This window comes from Steroidobacter sp., assembly GCF_016790065.1.
GTDB lineage: Bacteria > Pseudomonadota > Gammaproteobacteria > Steroidobacterales > Steroidobacteraceae > Steroidobacter.
Genome location: NZ_JAEUPY010000505.1, coordinates 1 through 15,873 on the forward strand (window position 1 = coordinate 1; position 15,873 = coordinate 15,873).

The 15,873-nt window shown below is 62.0% G+C and carries 15 protein-coding genes; 3 read left to right on the top strand and 12 right to left on the bottom strand.

Annotated elements, in window-relative coordinates:
• Positions 1–952 (bottom strand): cysteine desulfurase family protein (locus tag JNL55_RS20935; RefSeq protein ID WP_293858324.1); only part of this gene is annotated, 952 nt, incomplete at its 3' end.
• The gene (locus JNL55_RS20940; protein WP_293858327.1) at positions 949–1,683 is read right to left on the bottom strand and encodes an RNA methyltransferase; all 735 of its coding nucleotides are present in this window, start codon (positions 1,681–1,683) and stop codon (positions 949–951) included. The genes JNL55_RS20935 and JNL55_RS20940, both read right to left, overlap by 4 nt.
• Positions 1,684–1,797: 114 nt before the next feature.
• Between JNL55_RS20940 and JNL55_RS20945 the strand changes: the two genes are divergently transcribed.
• A complete protein-coding gene (locus tag JNL55_RS20945; RefSeq protein ID WP_293858330.1) occupies positions 1,798–2,601 on the top strand; it encodes an inositol monophosphatase family protein in 804 nt (267 codons plus the stop codon).
• A 60-nt stretch (positions 2,602–2,661) separates the two neighbouring features.
• On the opposite strand, the gene JNL55_RS20950 is transcribed toward JNL55_RS20945, so the two are convergent.
• The gene (locus JNL55_RS20950; RefSeq protein WP_293858333.1) at positions 2,662–4,155 is read right to left on the bottom strand and encodes an amino acid permease; all 1,494 of its coding nucleotides are present in this window, start codon (positions 4,153–4,155) and stop codon (positions 2,662–2,664) included.
• Positions 4,156–4,415: 260 nt separating this feature from the next.
• On the opposite strand from JNL55_RS20950, the gene JNL55_RS20955 reads away from it, so the two are divergent.
• Entirely contained in the window at positions 4,416–4,727 is a 312-nt protein-coding gene (locus JNL55_RS20955; RefSeq protein ID WP_293858336.1) for a lipid-A-disaccharide synthase N-terminal domain-containing protein, read from the top strand.
• A 107-nt stretch (positions 4,728–4,834) separates the two neighbouring features.
• Here the strand turns inward: JNL55_RS20955 and JNL55_RS20960 are convergent, their stop codons facing one another.
• From JNL55_RS20960 to yajC, 5 genes are all read right to left on the bottom strand, one after another.
• Positions 4,835–5,599 (bottom strand): TerC family protein, encoded by a 765-nt coding sequence (locus JNL55_RS20960; protein ID WP_293858339.1) that lies wholly within the window; start codon positions 5,597–5,599, stop codon positions 4,835–4,837.
• A 33-nt stretch (positions 5,600–5,632) separates the two neighbouring features.
• A complete protein-coding gene (locus JNL55_RS20965) occupies positions 5,633–6,619 on the bottom strand; it encodes a TerC family protein (protein ID WP_293858342.1) in 987 nt (328 codons plus the stop codon).
• 64 nt (positions 6,620–6,683) lie between these two features.
• On the bottom strand, positions 6,684–7,619 hold the full coding sequence (gene secF / locus JNL55_RS20970; protein WP_293858345.1) for a protein translocase subunit SecF: 936 nt from the start codon (positions 7,617–7,619) through the stop codon (positions 6,684–6,686).
• 12 nt (positions 7,620–7,631) lie between these two features.
• A complete protein-coding gene (gene secD / locus JNL55_RS20975) occupies positions 7,632–9,488 on the bottom strand; it encodes a protein translocase subunit SecD (protein WP_293858348.1) in 1,857 nt (618 codons plus the stop codon).
• Positions 9,489–9,545: 57 nt separating this feature from the next.
• Positions 9,546–9,878: a preprotein translocase subunit YajC gene (gene yajC / locus JNL55_RS20980; RefSeq protein ID WP_293858351.1), complete on the bottom strand. Its 333-nt coding sequence runs from the start codon at positions 9,876–9,878 to the stop codon at positions 9,546–9,548.
• 207 nt (positions 9,879–10,085) lie between these two features.
• Between yajC and JNL55_RS20985 the strand changes: the two genes are divergently transcribed.
• Positions 10,086–11,375, top strand: a complete 1,290-nt coding sequence (locus JNL55_RS20985; protein WP_293858354.1) for a hemolysin family protein — start codon at positions 10,086–10,088, stop codon at positions 11,373–11,375.
• Here the strand turns inward: JNL55_RS20985 and JNL55_RS20990 are convergent.
• The 4 genes from JNL55_RS20990 to JNL55_RS21005 form a co-directional block, all read right to left on the bottom strand.
• Positions 11,372–12,460 (bottom strand): AI-2E family transporter, encoded by a 1,089-nt coding sequence (locus tag JNL55_RS20990; RefSeq protein WP_293858357.1) that lies wholly within the window; start codon positions 12,458–12,460, stop codon positions 11,372–11,374. The two genes, JNL55_RS20985 and JNL55_RS20990, sit on opposite strands and share 4 nt — an antisense overlap.
• Before the next feature lie 38 nt (positions 12,461–12,498).
• Positions 12,499–13,617, bottom strand: a complete 1,119-nt coding sequence (gene tgt, locus JNL55_RS20995; RefSeq protein WP_293858360.1) for a tRNA guanosine(34) transglycosylase Tgt — start codon at positions 13,615–13,617, stop codon at positions 12,499–12,501.
• A gap of 9 nt (positions 13,618–13,626) precedes the next feature.
• Positions 13,627–14,643 carry a tRNA preQ1(34) S-adenosylmethionine ribosyltransferase-isomerase QueA gene (gene queA, locus JNL55_RS21000; RefSeq protein ID WP_293858363.1) on the bottom strand — a complete coding sequence of 339 codons (1,017 nt, stop codon included), beginning with the start codon at positions 14,641–14,643 and terminating at the stop codon, positions 13,627–13,629.
• A 105-nt stretch (positions 14,644–14,748) separates the two neighbouring features.
• Entirely contained in the window at positions 14,749–15,873 is a 1,125-nt protein-coding gene (locus JNL55_RS21005) for a PDZ domain-containing protein (protein WP_293858366.1), read from the bottom strand.

The following is a 15,873-nucleotide window of genomic DNA, read 5'->3' on the forward strand; positions in this document are numbered from 1 at the left end:
GCCCGAAGCGCAAGCTCTCGCCTTCGACGTTGTGGAAACAAACGTTCAGCACGCCGGCCACGCGCTCGGTGGGATGACCGTTCAGCTCGACGCCGCCGATGTCATTCAAGCCCTGCCACAGCCGCTCACGCAGCACACTGAGGCGAGCGACGTCCGCTTCACGATCACGCTCGCCGAGTTCGAACGCCAGGCCCATGCCGACGATCTGATGGGTCGGCAACGTGCCCGAACGCAGACCCGTCTCTTGCCCGCCGCCGTAGAACAGCGGCCGCAAGCCCAGCGGCGGCCGGCGACGCACGTACAAAACGCCAATGCCCTTGGGGCCATAAGCCTTGTGCGCCGTGAGTGATAACAAATCGATGTTCATCGTCTCGACGTTCAACGGCAGCTTGCCGGCGCTTTGCGCAGCGTCGACATGGAACGGGATGTTTCGCTCGCGACAAATCGCGCCGATGGCGGCGACGTCCTGAATCACGCCCGTCTCGTTGTTGACGTGCATGAGCGAGACCAACTGGGTATCAGGCCGCAACGCTTCGCGCACCTGTTCCGGCCGCACGATGCCGTCGCTGCCAGGCTTGAGCCAGGTGACCTCGAAGCCTTCTTTTTCGAGCTGCTTGAAGGCATCGAGCACCGCTTTGTGCTCGGTCTTGGCAGTGATGACATGACGGCCGCGATCCGCATGAAAGCGAGCAACGCCGAGGATCGCAAGGTTGTCCGACTCAGTCGCACCCGACGTCCAGATGATGCATTCCGGCCGCGCGCCAATTGCCGCTGCGACTTGTTGCCTGGCCTTCTCCACCATCGCTCGAGCGCGAGTGCCGAAGGTGTGGCCGGATGAAGGATTGCCGTGCGCGCCGTCGGGACGCAGGCATTCGATCATCAGCTCGGCGACCCGAGGGTCGACGGGCGTGGTGGCGGCGTAATCGAGATAGATGGTCTTGGCGGAATTCATGAGGACACAGACTTGCCGGCCGTGCGTCGGCGCGCTTGCACGGCGGTCAGGATGCCACGAAGGATGTTCATTTCGTTCTGATCCAGGCGCGCGCGATTGAACAAGCGTCGGATGCGCGCCATCAGATGACCGCCACCGGTGCGGTCGCGAAAATCGATGTCTTCCAGCACGCGATCGAAGTGCTCGTACAGCAACTCCATTTCGCGCGCGGTGGCGAACGGTACTTCAGGTGGTTGCGGCGTGGGTGCGCCGGGGCGAGTCGCCAACATGATGTCATATGCGATGACCTGCACGGCCATGGCCAGATTCAGCGAGGCGTACTCGCCGGCGGTGGGAATGGTCACCAGCCGGTGGCAACGAGCCAGCTCGACGTTCGACAGCCCGTACTTTTCCGAGCCGAACACCAACGCGACATTGCCGAGCTGAGCGGCCTCAGCCACCAGCTGAGCGCATTCGCGCGGCTCCACTAGGTCGAAGCTCAAATAGCGATGCCGAGCACTGGTGCCGACCACGAAGCCGCAATCGGCAATGGCGTCGTCGAATTCCTGGTGCACCCGGGCCGCTTCCAGCACGTCGTCTGCACCGGACGCGCGCGCCGTTGCCTCCGCATGCGGAAAAGCCTTGGGCCGCACCAGGTGCAGCTCATTCAGCCCCATGTTTTTCATGGCGCGCGCCACCGCACCGATGTTACCGGGGTGGTTGGGATCGACCAGGACGACACGAATACTCATCGTAATGGGGTATTCTAACGCCCCCCGGCAGTTTCGCTGCCACGCTCTTTACCATCCCCTGCCCCTACCCTGGTCCGTTGCTTCGGATCGGGGGTTCGTTCGAGGTTTCGTCGCATGCAGCCTTTGCTCAATATCGCCGTCCGTGCCGCCCGCCGTGCCGGAGAAGTCATCGTTCGCGGTATGAACCGCGTCCATCGCCTCGACATTCGCCAGAAGGGGCAGAACGATTTCGTCTCGGAGATCGACACCCAGGCCGAGATGGAAATCATCGAGACGGTGCGTAAGAGCTACCCCGATCACGCCTTCCTGGCCGAGGAAAGCGGTTCGCACGGCGGCTCCCCCGATAGCGAATTCGTGTGGATCATCGATCCGCTCGACGGCACCACCAACTACTTGCATGGCTTTCCTCAATTCGCCGTTTCCATCGGCGTGCAGCGTCGTGGGCGCATGGAACACGCGGTGGTTTACGACCCGCTACGACAAGAGCTGTTCACCGCTTCTCGCGGCGAAGGCGCGCAGTTGGATGGCCGACGCATTCGCGTCAGCCCGCATGTGGGCTTGGACCGGTCGCTGATCGGCACCGGCTTTCCTTATCGCACCAACTTGCATTGGCTGGACAACTACATGGCCATGTTCAAGGCGGTGACTCAAGCGACTGCCGGTATCCGCCGGCCGGGCGCGGCAGCGCTGGATCTGGCTTACGTGGCGGCGGGTCGACTCGATGCGTTTTGGGAGTTCGGGCTGTCGCCTTGGGATACGGCGGCGGGGACTCTGCTGATTACTGAGGCAGGCGGGTTGGTGAGTTCGCTGCAGGGGACGGAGTACAAACAGGGCGGCAATATTTTGGCCGGCACGCCGAAGGTGCATGCGCCTTTGCTGGAGCTACTGGCTCCGCACGTTCCGCCCGAACTGACCTGACAATAAAAACGGCCGCTGGACCTGAAGCCCAGCGGCCGTGTTTCCTACCTTACTGTGACGTTACTGCTTCTGGCCAAGCGGGCTGCGCTTGTAGCCGTAGACGGCGTACACGACCAACCCGATGCCGGCCCACACAAAGAACGTCAGCTGCGTGCGCAGCGGCAGCGAGAACATCAAGAACGCGCAGCCAGCCATCGCCAGCGGCGCAACGATCCACACGCCAGGGGCGCGGAACGGGCGATGACGATCCGGCTCGCGCTTGCGAAGAATCATCACGCCAGCGGCGACCGTGAGGAACGCGAACAGCGTGCCGCTATTGGAAAGATCGGCCAGCACGCCGACCGGGAAGAACGCAGCGAACACCGTAACCGCAAGACCCGTGACGATCGTCACCACGTGCGGCGTCTGGAACTTGGGATGAATGCGGGTCAGCGCCTCGTTGAACGGCAATAGCTTGTCACGCGCCATCGCAAAGAAGATGCGCGTCTGGCCGAACAACATCATCAGAATCACCGACGGCAGCGCCAGGAACGCGGCCAAGCCGATCAGCTGCGACACCTTCTTCCAGCCGATCTGATCCAACACGTGCGCCAGCGGCTCGCCGCTGCACACCAGCTTGTCGGCCTCGGCCGGCTGACGGCAGGCGATCGCCATGTCGGCACTGCCCGGCTCATAGGCCAGGTTGGTGGCGGGATCGATCACCGGCTGCGCGCCGATCGTACCCACGGCGCCACCGGCGACCAGGATGTAGAAAATCGTGCAGATCACCAAGCTGCCGATCAAGCCGATGGGCATGTTGCGTTGGGGGTTCTTGGTTTCCTCCGCTGCGGTGGAGACCGCGTCGAAACCAACGTAAGCGAAGAAGATGGAAGCGGCGGCGCCGGCGATGCCCATGCCGGAGATTTCACCGATGAAGCCGTTCGGCGAGAACGGTTCGAAGTTGTCCATGTTCATCACCGGCACTGCCAAGGCGACGAACAGCGTCAACGCAGCGACTTTCACGCTGACCAGGATCGCGTTCACGGTGGCGCTCTCACGCGTACCGAGCACCAGCAGACCAGTGACCAACAGAGCGATCACGGCAGCCGGCACGTTCATGATGCCGCCGACATGCAGGCCGCTGGTGAAGGCCGCGGGGAGGTCTATGCCAAAGGATCGTTCCATCAAGCCGACGAAGTAATTCGACCATCCGACCGAGACGGCGCTGGCGGCCACCGCGTATTCCAGGATCAGGGCCCAGCCCACCATCCAGGCGACCACTTCGCCGAGCACTGCATACGAATAGGTGTAGGCGGAGCCTGAGACCGGCACCATCGCGGCCAGCTCTGCGTAACACAACGCCGTGACGGCGCAGACGAAGCCGGCGATCACGAACGACATCATCATGCCGGGACCGGCCTTTTGCGCGGCCTCCGAGGTCAGCACGAAAATACCGGTGCCGATCACGGCGCCGATGCCGAGCATGGTCAACTGGAACGCGCCCAGGGTGCGCGCCAGCGATTTCTTCTCGGCGCTCGCCAAAATATCGGCGAGAGGTTTGATACGCCAATTCATTATGTCGGTTTCCTCGGATCTGCAATGCCGGCACTTGGACCGGAATTAAGGGAACACACCGCGCGCCAGCAGCCTGGGGTGCAAGGCGGAGCGGATCATAGGCTCATCGGCCAGCGCACGTCACCCGACTTGCGCTGCATCCGGCGGCTCGAAACATGGGCGCACCGTCGCGGTCCACCCGGTAAATCGCGGGCACCGTAACGGGGCTAATATCGGTAAAGTCGCGCCCATCAATGGGCTTTTGAGAAACTCGATTCGCTATGAACGACGTCCTGCTGGTGATGTTCGGCGTCACGATCACCTCGTGGAAGCTGGTCGGCTACCTCGGTGTGTTCCTGTTCGCCGGCCGCTGGTTCGTCCAGCTGGCCGCGTCCAAGGCTTCCGGCAAGCCGGTCATGCCCACCCTGTTCTGGTACATGAGCGCCGTCGGCAGCGTGCTGCTACTGGCCTATTTCATCTTCGGCAAGAACGACTCGGTCGGCATCATGTCGAATCTTTTCCCGCTGTTCGTCGCGCTCTATAACTTATATCTGGACACCAAGAACAAAAAGCGTCTGGCGGCCCTGGGATGACCGGAAACACGAAAAAAAGCCAGGATCGCTAAGCGCTCGTCTCGCTCGGTTAACTCGAGCGCACTTGGAGTCAAGACGAACGAGCGCTACGACTCCACCAGCGTTTCCTACTCTTCCTCGATTTTCTTACGCAATTGCACCGGCTCTTCCGGCGGATGGCGCCCCTTGCGTACCCTGATGTTCAGCATTTCCACCGCCACCGAGAACGCCATGGCGAAGTAGATGTAGCCCTTGGGGATGTGGAAGCCCACCGACTCGCCCAGACCTTCGCCCACCAGCGCCACGCCGATCAGGATCAGGAACGCCAGGGCCAGCATCTTGACGGTCGGATGCCGGTCGACGAAGTCGCTGATCGGGCCGGCCAGGAACATCATCATCAACACGGCCACGACCACCGCGGCGATCATCACTTCGACGTCGTCAGCCATGCCGACCGCGGTGATCACCGAGTCCAGCGAGAACACGATGTCGATGATGGCAATCTGAATGATCACCGAGTTGAACGTCGCTCGGCCCTTGGATTCGCGCTGTTCCTGCTCGCCTTCCAGACTGCCGTGAATCTCCATGGTGCTCTTGGCCACCAGGAACAAGCCGCCGCCGAACAAGATCAAGTCGCGGCCCGAGAAGCCGTGGCCCATGACCGAGAACAGTTCCGCCGACAGGCCCATCACCCAAGTGATCGACAGCAACAACAGGATGCGCGTGATCATCGCGAGCGCCAGACCGATGGTGCGGCCTCGGGCGCGCTGTTCGGGCGGCAAGCGTCCGACCAGGATGGAAATGAAAATGATGTTGTCGATGCCGAGGACGATCTCCAGGGCCGTCAGCGTCACGAACGCCAGCCATACCTGAGGATCGGTCAAAAATTCCACAGTCGGGACCTCATGCAATAAAAGTCATGAATCTCAATCGTTGCGCAGATCGACGGCACCGCGCGCAGCTTCGCGCCGGGTCGACCACAACGATGCCACTACACCGATCGCCAGGAAGCCGACGATCACACCGAGCGAAATGGCGTGCGGGATTTCCAGATGATGATGCAACATCATCTTCACGCCGACGAACGCCAGGATAAAGATCAGGCTGAACTTGATGTACTTGAACATCATCATCAGACCGGCAATGGCGAAATACAGCGAACGCAGGCCGAGGATGGCGAAGGCGTTCGAAGTGAAGACGATGAACGGCTCTTGCGTGACCGCGAAGATGGCCGGGATGGAATCGACTGCGAACACCACGTCGGCGAAGTCCACCAGCAACAACGTGACGAACAACGGTGTGGCGGCCTTGGCGCCGTTGACCACGGTGAAGAAGCGTTCGCCATCGAGCTGGTCGGTGACCGGATAAACGCGCCGGGCGATTTTCACCAGCACGCTCTTGCCCGGATCGAACTCGTCATCCTCGCTCTTGAGCATGCGCGCCGCGGACAGCAGCAGGATGGCGCCGAACACGTAAAACATCCAATCGAACGCATGGATCAGCGCCGCACCGGCCGCGATCATCGCACCACGCAACAGGATGGCGCCGACGATGCCCCAGAACAGCACGCGGTACTGATACTGACTCGGGATCTTCATGTAGGTGAAGATCACGGCGATCACGAAGATGTTGTCGACCGACAGCGACCACTCGAGCAAGTAGCCGGTGATGTATTGAATCGCGGCTTCAGAACCGCTGGGCGAGTCCGGGGCAACTCGCCAATCGAACCAGTGGTGTTCGTAAACGCCGTACACCAGGCCGGAGAACGACAGCGCCACCAGCACCCACACCACGGTCCAGCCGAGTGCCTGGCGGACGCTCATCTCTTTGGATTCCCGGTGCAGGACCACCAGGTCCAGCGCCAGCACGCCGAGATACAGAGCGAAGAAGACTACCCAGACCATCCAACTCATGGCAGTGCCGCTATTGCTGGTGTTATTGCGGTATCCGCCATGAGGCTCTCAGGTTCCGGGCTCGTTATGGAATCGCGTCGAGCTCGGAGGTGTCTTTCTTTTGTTCGATCAAGTCCTGCGCCGACAGCTTCATGTCCAGCGCCAGCGCGCCGGCGACGTAGATCGATGAGTACGTGCCGACCAGGATGCCGATGGTCAGTGCCCACGAGAAGCCACGCAGCGTCTCGCCGCCTTCGATCAGCAACACCACCACCACCAGCAACGTGGCGCCCGAGGTGATGATGGTTCGGGACAACGTCTGGTTGATGGACGCGTCCATGATTTCTTCGGCCGAGGCTCGGCGCATCGAGTGGAAGTTCTCACGTACCCGGTCGAACACCACCACGGTGTCGTTGAGCGAGTAACCGATGACGGCCAGGATGGCGGCCAGCACCGCCAGGTCGAACGGAATGTCGGTGACCGCGAAAAAGCCCAGGATCAGCAACGGATCGTGCAAGGTCGCGATCACGGCGCTGACACCCATCTTCCATTGGAAACGGAACCAGGTGTAGATGCCGATCAGCACGAAGGTGAACAGGATGGCCAGGCCGCCTTGGTTGGTGAGCTCCTCGCCCACCTGCGGGCCGACCACTTCGGCACGACGCAGCTCGACATCGGGATCGATCTTTTTCAGCGCGTCGGTCACCGACTTGCTGACCTGGTTCACGTCCTGGCCCTCGGTGGGCAACAGACGCACCAGCACCGTGTGCTCATCGCCGAAGTTTTGTACTTGAGCTTCGTGGAAGCCCGCTTCGGACAACGCGCCACGCGTGCGTTCGATGTTGGCCGTCTTGGGATAAGCGAACTCCAGCACCACGCCGCCGGTGAAGTCGATGCCCAGATTCAAGCCGTGCACGAACAACAACACGATGGACGCGATGATGGCCACGCCCGACACCCCGTACCACACCTTGCGGGTGTGCATGAACGGGTACTTGGTGACCTTGTGGAAGAACTCCATGGCGGTACTTCCTTAAATGGACAAGTGGTCGAGACGACGACGACGACCCCAGATCGCATGGACCAGGGCGCGGCTGCCGACTACCGACGTGAACAGGGACGTGACGATACCGAGCGTCATCACGATGGCGAAGCTGCGGATGGTGCCGGTGCCGAACGCGAACAGCACCACGCCGGCGATCAACGTAGTGACGTTGGAGTCGGCGATGGTGGCAAAGGCTTTTTCGAAACCGACATTGATCGCCGCCAGCGGCGAGTTGCCGTTGCGTAACTCTTCGCGAATACGTTCGTAGATCAGGATGTTGGCGTCGACCGCGATACCCATGTGGAAGACCACGGCAGCGATACCCGGCAACGACAACGAGGCTTGCAGCATCGACAACATGCCGACGGTGAGGATCAAGTTCGAGAACAACACCAGGTTGGCGATCCAGCCGAACGCGCGGTAGTACACCGCCATGAACGCGAACGTCAGCAACAGGCCGATGGCCATGGCGCGAATGCCGCGATCGATGTTGTCCTGACCCAGGCTCGGGCCGACCGAACGCTGCTCGACGATGGTCTGCGGAGCGGCCAGTGCACCGGAACGCAGCAGCAACGCCAGCTCGCGCGACTCGACCGCTTGCAGGCCGGTGATGCGGAAGCGCGACGACAGCACGCTCTGGATGGTCGCGGCGCTGATCACCTTCTCTTCGGTACACAGATCGCCGTTACGCTGACCTTCGCAGCGCTCGCCCTGCGCCAATTGTTTCTTTTCGATGTACACCACGGCCATGCGCTTGCCGACGTTGTCGCGCGTGGCTTCGAGCATCGACTGACCGCCGCGCGCGTCGAGCTGCACGTTCACTTCGGGCGAACCTTCGGAGAAGCCGGAAGTGGCATCGGACAACTGCTCGCCAGTGGCGATGATGTCGCGCTTGAGCAGGATGGGCCGGCCGTCGCGTTCCTTCAGCAGCTTCGAGCCGATGGGCACGCGCTTGGTCTGTTCGGCCTCGTAGGGATTGTTGGTCTCGTCGACCAGGCGGAATTCCAGGGTCGCGGTGGCACCGAGCACGCGGATCGCTTCGTTCGGATCCTGCACGCCGGGCAGCTGCACGACGATGCGATTCACCGCCTGCCGGGTCACGATGGGCTCGGAGATGCCGAGTTCGTCGACGCGATTACGCAGCGTGGTGATGTTTTGTTGAACCGCGATGTCCTGGCGGCGTTTGACTTCGGCCGGGGTCATGCGCATTTCGATGACCGGACCTTCGGCGCTTTGGCTGGTGGTCAGCTGAATGCCGCCATCGGGCGTCTTCAACGCGTCCTGCGCCTTGCTCAGATCGTCCGAGCTACGCAGTGACACGCGCACCACATCGTTCACCGTGGTGACGGCGCCATAGGGAATACGCTTGTCACGCAGAGTGGTGCGAGTGTCGCGCTCCAATCGATCGATGGCTTGCACGACCGCGCCTTCGACATCCACTTCGTACACGAAATGCACGCCGCCCCGCAGATCCAGGCCGAGACTCATCGGCTTGATGCCCCAACGGCGCATCCAATCCGGAGCGCGCGAGGCCGTCGACAAGGCCACCAGATATTCGCCTTCGCCATGGCTGGCGATGGCGGTGCGGGCCTTGCCTTGGGTCTCGCTGTCTTTGAAGCGCAACACCAAACGGTCCTTCTGGGTGTAGGACGCTTCCACCGGAATGCTGTCGGCGTCGAGCAGCCCTTGCACTTTGTCGGCGCTGGCCTGGTCCATGGCCTGCCGGTCGTTACGTGACAGCTGTAGCGCCGGCCCCTCGCCGAACACGTTGGGTAACGCGTACAGCGTGCCGACCACCATCACGATGATGACCAGCCAGTATTTCCACTTGGCGAATTGATACATGTGTAGTTGTGAGTCGCGGATAGCGCCGGCGGCTGGGCACCGGCGCTACCGAAGGAGTTAGACGCTTTTCAACGTGCCCTTGGGAAGCACTTGCGCCACGGCATGACGCTGCACCTTGACGTTGACGCCAGGAGACACTTCGACGGTGAGGAACTGCTCGCTGACCTCGGTCACTTTGCCGAGGATGCCGCCGTTAGTGACCACCTCGGCGCCCACTTCCAGTGCAGTCACCATGGCGCGATGTTCTTTGGCGCGCTTGGTCTGCGGCCGGATCAGCAGGAAATAGAACACCACGAAAATCAGCACCAGCGGGCCGAACGTGGTCAGGAAATTGGGTTGGGCCGGGGCGCCGGTCGCCTGCGCGGCTGCGGTGGAGATCAACCAATCCATCTTGCAATGCCCCCGAAAACTACTAAAAACTAACGGAAAACCTAAGGAAACGGCCGCTGCCGACGCATGCGAGCGCGCACCCGGAGGCCTGCCGGGCCGGCGAAAGAGCGGCGCATTATACACACCGCCCCCCACGCCACTATCCAGATGCTCACTGCCGTACACTGTGCAGCCCTCTGAGTCGCCCGGCGAGGCCGAACCCTCTACATGCTTTCCCGCGATCTGCTGATCTTGCTGCTGTTGATCCTGTTGAACGGATTCTTCGCGCTGTCGGAAATGGCGCTGGTCGCCGCCAAGCGGGCACGTCTGCAGGCCGCCGCTGACCAGGGTCGCGCCGGCGCCAAGTCAGCCCTGGCCCTGATGGCCGACCCCACCACCCTGCTGTCGGCCATTCAGATCGGCATCACCGTCATCTCGTTCGTCACCGGCATCTACAGCACCAACGTATTTGCCGATCCATTGGCCCGGCAGCTGGTAGACCTCGGCCTGCACGCCCGCTACGCCGAAGAAACCGCCTATGTGGTGGTAGTGGCGCTGGTGACCTTCGTGTCCTTGATCCTGGGCGAACTGATGCCCAAGCGCGTGGCTTTGTTACACGCCGAGTCCTTGGCCGTGATCATCGCGCCGGTGATGCGCTTGTTCGCCACCGCCATGGTGCCGTTCGTCTGGTTGTTGCGCGTGACCGTGAACCGACTGCTGAAACTATTACCGGTGTCGTCTGCGCCTCAGCAGGCAGTCACTGAAGACGACGTGCGCGCGCTGGTCGCTGAAGGCACCACTGCCGGTGTATTCCTGGCTTCAGAGCGCCGTTTGCTGGAAGGCGTGCTGGCACTGGCCGACCGCAAGGTCGGCTCCATCATGATTCCGCGTCAGGACGTGATCTGGCTGGACATCGAAGAGCCCATCGAAGTGCTGTGGCAACGAGCCAAGGAAAGCGGCCATGCGCGCTTCCTGGTGTCGCGCGAAAAGTTCGACAACCTGCTCGGCATGATCACGCTGGCCGACATGAGCGAAGCGCTGCACCGGGGCGAACTGGATCCGGAACGCGACCTGGACCCGCCACTGCACATTCCCGACTCGATCTCGGTGTTACAGCTGTTGGATCAGTTTCAGCGCTCCAGCACCCACCTGGCGGTGGTGACCGACGAATACGGCGAAATCGAAGGCATCACCACGCCCATCGACATTCTCAAAGCGATCGCCGGCGAGCTGCCTGACCTCGGCAGTCGCGAGCGCGCCGAGTACGTGCAACGCGAAGACGGTTCTTGGCTGGTGGACGGGCACATGCCCATCGAAGAGTTACAACAGCGCTTGGGCCGCCGTGACATGGGCGGCCGCGACTATCACACCGTGGCCGGCTTCGTGCTCGCCCGCCTCGGCCGCATTCCCAAAGCCGGCGACACCCTGACCTGGCGCGATCTGAAGATCGAGATCATGGACATGGACGGCGTGCGCATCGACAAGATCCTGCTACGCAAGACCGTGACGACGACTTAAGGCTGGTGAGTCGAGGTCGCCACGTCGTCCTTGGTGGAATGTTCTTCCAACCATTCGCGCCAGATGGCGAGCGACACCGCCAGCAACACCGGGCCGATGAACAAGCCCACCAGGCCGAACGCCAGCACACCGCCGAGCACACCGAACACCACTAACAGGAACGGCATCCGGGTCGCGTTGGAAATCACCAGCGGCCGCACGATGTTGTCCACCCAGCTGACCAGAATCAGACCCCACAGAATCAGGCCGACGCCGTCGACCATCTCGCCGCGGATCAATGCCCAGGTCGCGAGACTGCCCCACACCATCGGCGCGCCGAACGGAATCAGCGCAATGATCACGGTGACTGCACCCATCAACACCGGCGCTTCCACACCGAAGATCCAGTAGCCGATGCCGGCCACCACACCCTGCGCCAACGCGCCGAGCATCAACGCATACACCACGGCTTGGGTCGTGTAGCCCGCGGCGTCGATGTAATCGTGCACGCGAGGGCCCAGAATTCCTTCCAGCACAGCCCGCGCTTCACGCATCAATCGCGGCCCGTCTCGCAACAGGAAGTACATCGAGAACACGGCGAAGAACAGCTTGGCGATGTTACGACCCGCGCCACCGATGAGCCGCGTCACTTCCACCGACGACTGTTCCATCATCACCAGGAACTGACCACGCAACGCCTTCGGATCGGCAGCGAGTTGATCCAGGATTTGCTGAGCTTGCGCGCCCACGTACGGCAGATCGCGAATCGCTTCCGGCAGCATCGGATGCTTGGCCAGGAATTCCTGGATCTCGGCATACGCAGCCACCGCCTCGACTCGTAACATCAGGATCAGCCACACCAGCGGCACGACGATGATGATGGTGACGATGATGGTGCTGATGAGTGCCGCCGGCGGACTGCGCCCGCCACACATTTTCAACACGCGCAAATGCATCGGCCAGGCCACGTACGCCAGGATCGCGCCCCAGATCAACGGCACGATGAACGGCTGCAGGACCGTGAAGGTCAACAGCAGAATGCCCAGGATCAAGCCCGAAACTAGCAGGCGGCGAAACCAAGGCGCGGTGGGCAGATCGGCGAGCATGCAGTGTTATGAATCGCTAAATCGGGCGAGGGCGGGTGTCATTCGCTGGCATCGCTGCGTGACCGGCGCGCATAAAAATCCGCGACAAAGGCCTCGAAACGCTGCTCGTCGATGGCAGTGCGCATGGACTGCATCAGGGACAAATAGAAGTGCAGATTATGAATGCTGCCGAGCCGCGCGGCCAGGATTTCGCCGCAGCGGTCCAGGTGACGCAAATAAGCTCGGGTGTAATTCGTGCAGGTATAGCACGGGCACGCTTCATCCACGGGTCGGGTGTCAGTCTCGTACTGAGCATTGCGAATCCGAACCACGCCAGTGCTGGTGAACAGGTGACCGTTGCGAGCATTGCGTGTCGGCATGACGCAATCGAACATGTCGACGCCCCGGCGCACCGCTTCGACCAAGTCCTCGGGCGTGCCCACCCCCATCAAATAGCGCGGCTTATCGGTGGGCAGGTGCGAAACGATGCCATCGAGCATGCGCTCCCGCTCCTCTTTGGGCTCGCCGACGGCCAGACCGCCGACGGCATAACCGTCGAAACCGATCTCTCGCAAACCCGCGGCCGATTCCTGGCGCAACGCTGTATACATGCCACCTTGAACGATGCCGAACAGCGCATTGGGATTCTGTAGCCGATCGAACTCGGCACGACTACGCAACGCCCAACGCAACGACAGCTCCATCGACCGACGCGCTTCCGCTTCGGTCGCCGGATAGGGCGTGCACTCGTCGAAAATCATAACGACGTCGGAGTCGAGATCCTTTTGCACTTGCATGGATCTTTCCGGCGTCAGCATCACGGCATCGCCATTGATGGGCGAGCGGAAGTTCACGCCCTCTTCGGTGATCTTGCGCATGGTGGCCAGGCTGAACACCTGGAAGCCACCCGAGTCGGTGAGTATCGGCTTGTCCCAATGCATGAACCGATGCAGCCCGTCGTGAGCCCGAATCACCGGCATGCCCGGACGCAACATCAAATGAAACGTATTGCCGAGCACGATCTGCGCGCCCATGCCGACGAGCTCTTCCGGCGTCATCGCTTTCACGGTGCCGTAAGTGCCGACCGGCATGAAAATGGGCGTCTCGACCACGCCGCGAGGAAAAGTCAAACGGCCGCGACGCGCGCCGCTATCGGAACCCAAAAGTTGAAACTGCATTCCCATGAACTAACGACGCTCCAAGAACATCGCATCACCGTAGCTGAAGAAACGATAGCGCTGCGCGACCGCATGTTTATACGCATCGATGACCTGATCGAAGCCACCGAACGCACAGACCAGCATCAATAGCGTCGATTCGGGCAAATGAAAATTCGTGACCAACGCATCGATCACGCGAAACTGATACCCCGGCGTAATGAACAGTCGCGTCTCGCCCTCGTAAGGCTGCAACGTTTCCAATTGCGCCGCTGATTCCAACGAGCGCACCACCGTCGTACCGACGGCGACCACTCGCCCGCCGCGCGTTTTAGTCGCAGCGATGGCGGCACAAGCGTCGGCACTCACACTGATCCGCTCGGCGTGCATGCGATGTTGTTGCAAGTCGTCGACGCGAATGTTTTGAAACGTGCCGGCGCCGACATGCAATGTCACAAACGTCGAGTCGATACCCTTGGCCTTGCAACGAGCCAGCACTTGATCGTCGAAGTGCAGCCCCGCCGTCGGCGCCGCAACTGCACCCGGCTCGCGTGCGTAGATGGTTTGATAACGATCCGCATCGTCTGCTTCGGCGCCACGGTCTATATAAGGAGGCAGCGGCATCGCGCCGTACTGTTCGAAATAAGCCAGCGGCTCGACGTTGAGCTGCAGCTCGAACAGATCCTCGTGACGAGCGATGAAGCGTGCTTCGGCACCGCCGGTCAGAGCCACCGGCGCGTCGGGTCGCAGCGGCTTGCCGGCTTTCACATGCGCGAGAATGCGATTTCCCTCGAGCACTCGCTCGAGCAGGACTTCCACTTGCCCGCCGGTGGGTTTCACGCCATGCACGCGCGCTGGAATCACCCGCGTGTCGTTGAAAACCAGCAGATCGCCGGGATTCAGCAAGTCAGGCAAGTCGGTGAATTTCAGGTCCTGCAGCGGCGCTGCCAGCGCAACGTGCAGCAGCCGGCCTCCCGCCCGCTCGCGCGGAGGATGTTGAGCAATCAGATCGACCGGCAGGTCGTAAGCGAAGTCGCTGCGCCGCATGGGGCGCGCAAGGTAGCAGAGAAAAGCCGCTGGTGGTGGAACCAGCGGCTTTGGGGTTGGGGGGCGCAGCCACGCCCCTCAAGGGGACTCGATCAGGGGACCGGGTTACGCCGGCTCATCAATGACAATACTGAGGCCCCGCTCCGGGCCACCCGGGGGCGGCGGTGGTAGTGGCACGGCGCTGCCGGGCCCTGGGCCCGGTCCGATGATGATGTTGCCACGAGGGCCGTTGGGCCCGCGGGGCCCAGGACCGCCGGGTCCTTCCGGACCGTCCAGTCGATGCTCGAAAATCATCGGCCCGCTCCGCGCCCCGATGGGATCGTCCGGCACCGTGATATCGAACGACACCTTCTTCTTCTGGCGCAACACGTTGAGCGTCAGCTTCTCGCCGGCCTGATAAGAACCGAGGATGCGAAACGCGTGCGACGGATTGGCCGGCGTGCGTCCGTCGATATCGACGATCACGTCGCCATCTTCCAATTTCAGGCGGCTGTCCGACGGCGCACGCACGACCAGCAAGCCCTTCTCAGTACCGAAGTACTGACCCAGCTTGGGAGTGAGCGGCACCAGTTCAGTCGAGCCGAACACACCGACCGCGCGCATCGATGCCAGCGGCGAGACCGCGAAGCCCGGCCCACCGCCTGCGAACTTGCCACGCATGGCCACCGGCGGAACGGCGAACAAACGATCCGGCGCTTGCGGCGTCACGGCGACCGTCGCGACCTTGTTATCGCGGCGATACTTGATCTGTACCTTCTCGCCCGGCTTCACGTTGCCCAACTCATTGAGCAACACCTCGCGGGGAGACTGCTCGCCATCGCGCTTCAGTTGCTTGTCGCCAATGGCGAGTAGCACGTCACCTGCTTTCAAGCCCGCGCTTTCGGCCGCGCCACCCGGGCTCACGCTGAGCACCGGAACACCTTCGGCCGGCTCTTCGCCGCGCGGTCCGAGGTTGATTCCTAGCAAGGCGCGCGGCGGACCGAACGCCGCGAACGGGCGCATCGACGGCACCGAGTTCTCAGACATCGACATGCTCAACTCGGCGACTTCGCGCGCCGCCACGTCGAGCCGGCGGCGAGCATCTTCGAGCTTCTTCTCGATCTCAGCCTGTGACTCCGCGGGCTTCTTCTCGACTTCCGCCGCCGTGACCGATGCCGTGGCGACCACCGCGGCAATGGCCAGCAATGCGACGCGAATCCGCTTCGTCGAACGCAATGATCTGGTGTGCAT

Bases quoted from the DNA above. Each gene is read 5' to 3' on its own strand.
- JNL55_RS20940 (WP_293858327.1), bottom strand. From the start codon at position 1,683: ATGAGTATTCGTGTCGTCCTGGTCGATCCCAACCACCCCGGTAACATC.
- JNL55_RS20965 (WP_293858342.1), bottom strand. From the start codon at position 6,619: ATGAGTTGGATGGTCTGGGTAGTCTTCTTCGCTCTGTATCTCGGCGTG.
- JNL55_RS20950 (WP_293858333.1), bottom strand. From the start codon at position 4,155: ATGAATTGGCGTATCAAACCTCTCGCCGATATTTTGGCGAGCGCCGAG.
- JNL55_RS20955 (WP_293858336.1), top strand. From the start codon at position 4,416: ATGAACGACGTCCTGCTGGTGATGTTCGGCGTCACGATCACCTCGTGG.
- JNL55_RS21005 (WP_293858366.1), bottom strand. From the start codon at position 15,873: ATGCACACCAGATCATTGCGTTCGACGAAGCGGATTCGCGTCGCATTG.
- queA (WP_293858363.1), bottom strand. From the start codon at position 14,643: ATGCGGCGCAGCGACTTCGCTTACGACCTGCCGGTCGATCTGATTGCT.
- JNL55_RS20985 (WP_293858354.1), top strand. From the start codon at position 10,086: ATGCTTTCCCGCGATCTGCTGATCTTGCTGCTGTTGATCCTGTTGAAC.
- secF (WP_293858345.1), bottom strand. From the start codon at position 7,619: ATGGAGTTCTTCCACAAGGTCACCAAGTACCCGTTCATGCACACCCGC.
- tgt (WP_293858360.1), bottom strand. From the start codon at position 13,617: ATGCAGTTTCAACTTTTGGGTTCCGATAGCGGCGCGCGTCGCGGCCGT.
- secD (WP_293858348.1), bottom strand. From the start codon at position 9,488: ATGTATCAATTCGCCAAGTGGAAATACTGGCTGGTCATCATCGTGATG.
- JNL55_RS20990 (WP_293858357.1), bottom strand. From the start codon at position 12,460: ATGCTCGCCGATCTGCCCACCGCGCCTTGGTTTCGCCGCCTGCTAGTT.
- yajC (WP_293858351.1), bottom strand. From the start codon at position 9,878: ATGGATTGGTTGATCTCCACCGCAGCCGCGCAGGCGACCGGCGCCCCG.
- JNL55_RS20945 (WP_293858330.1), top strand. From the start codon at position 1,798: ATGCAGCCTTTGCTCAATATCGCCGTCCGTGCCGCCCGCCGTGCCGGA.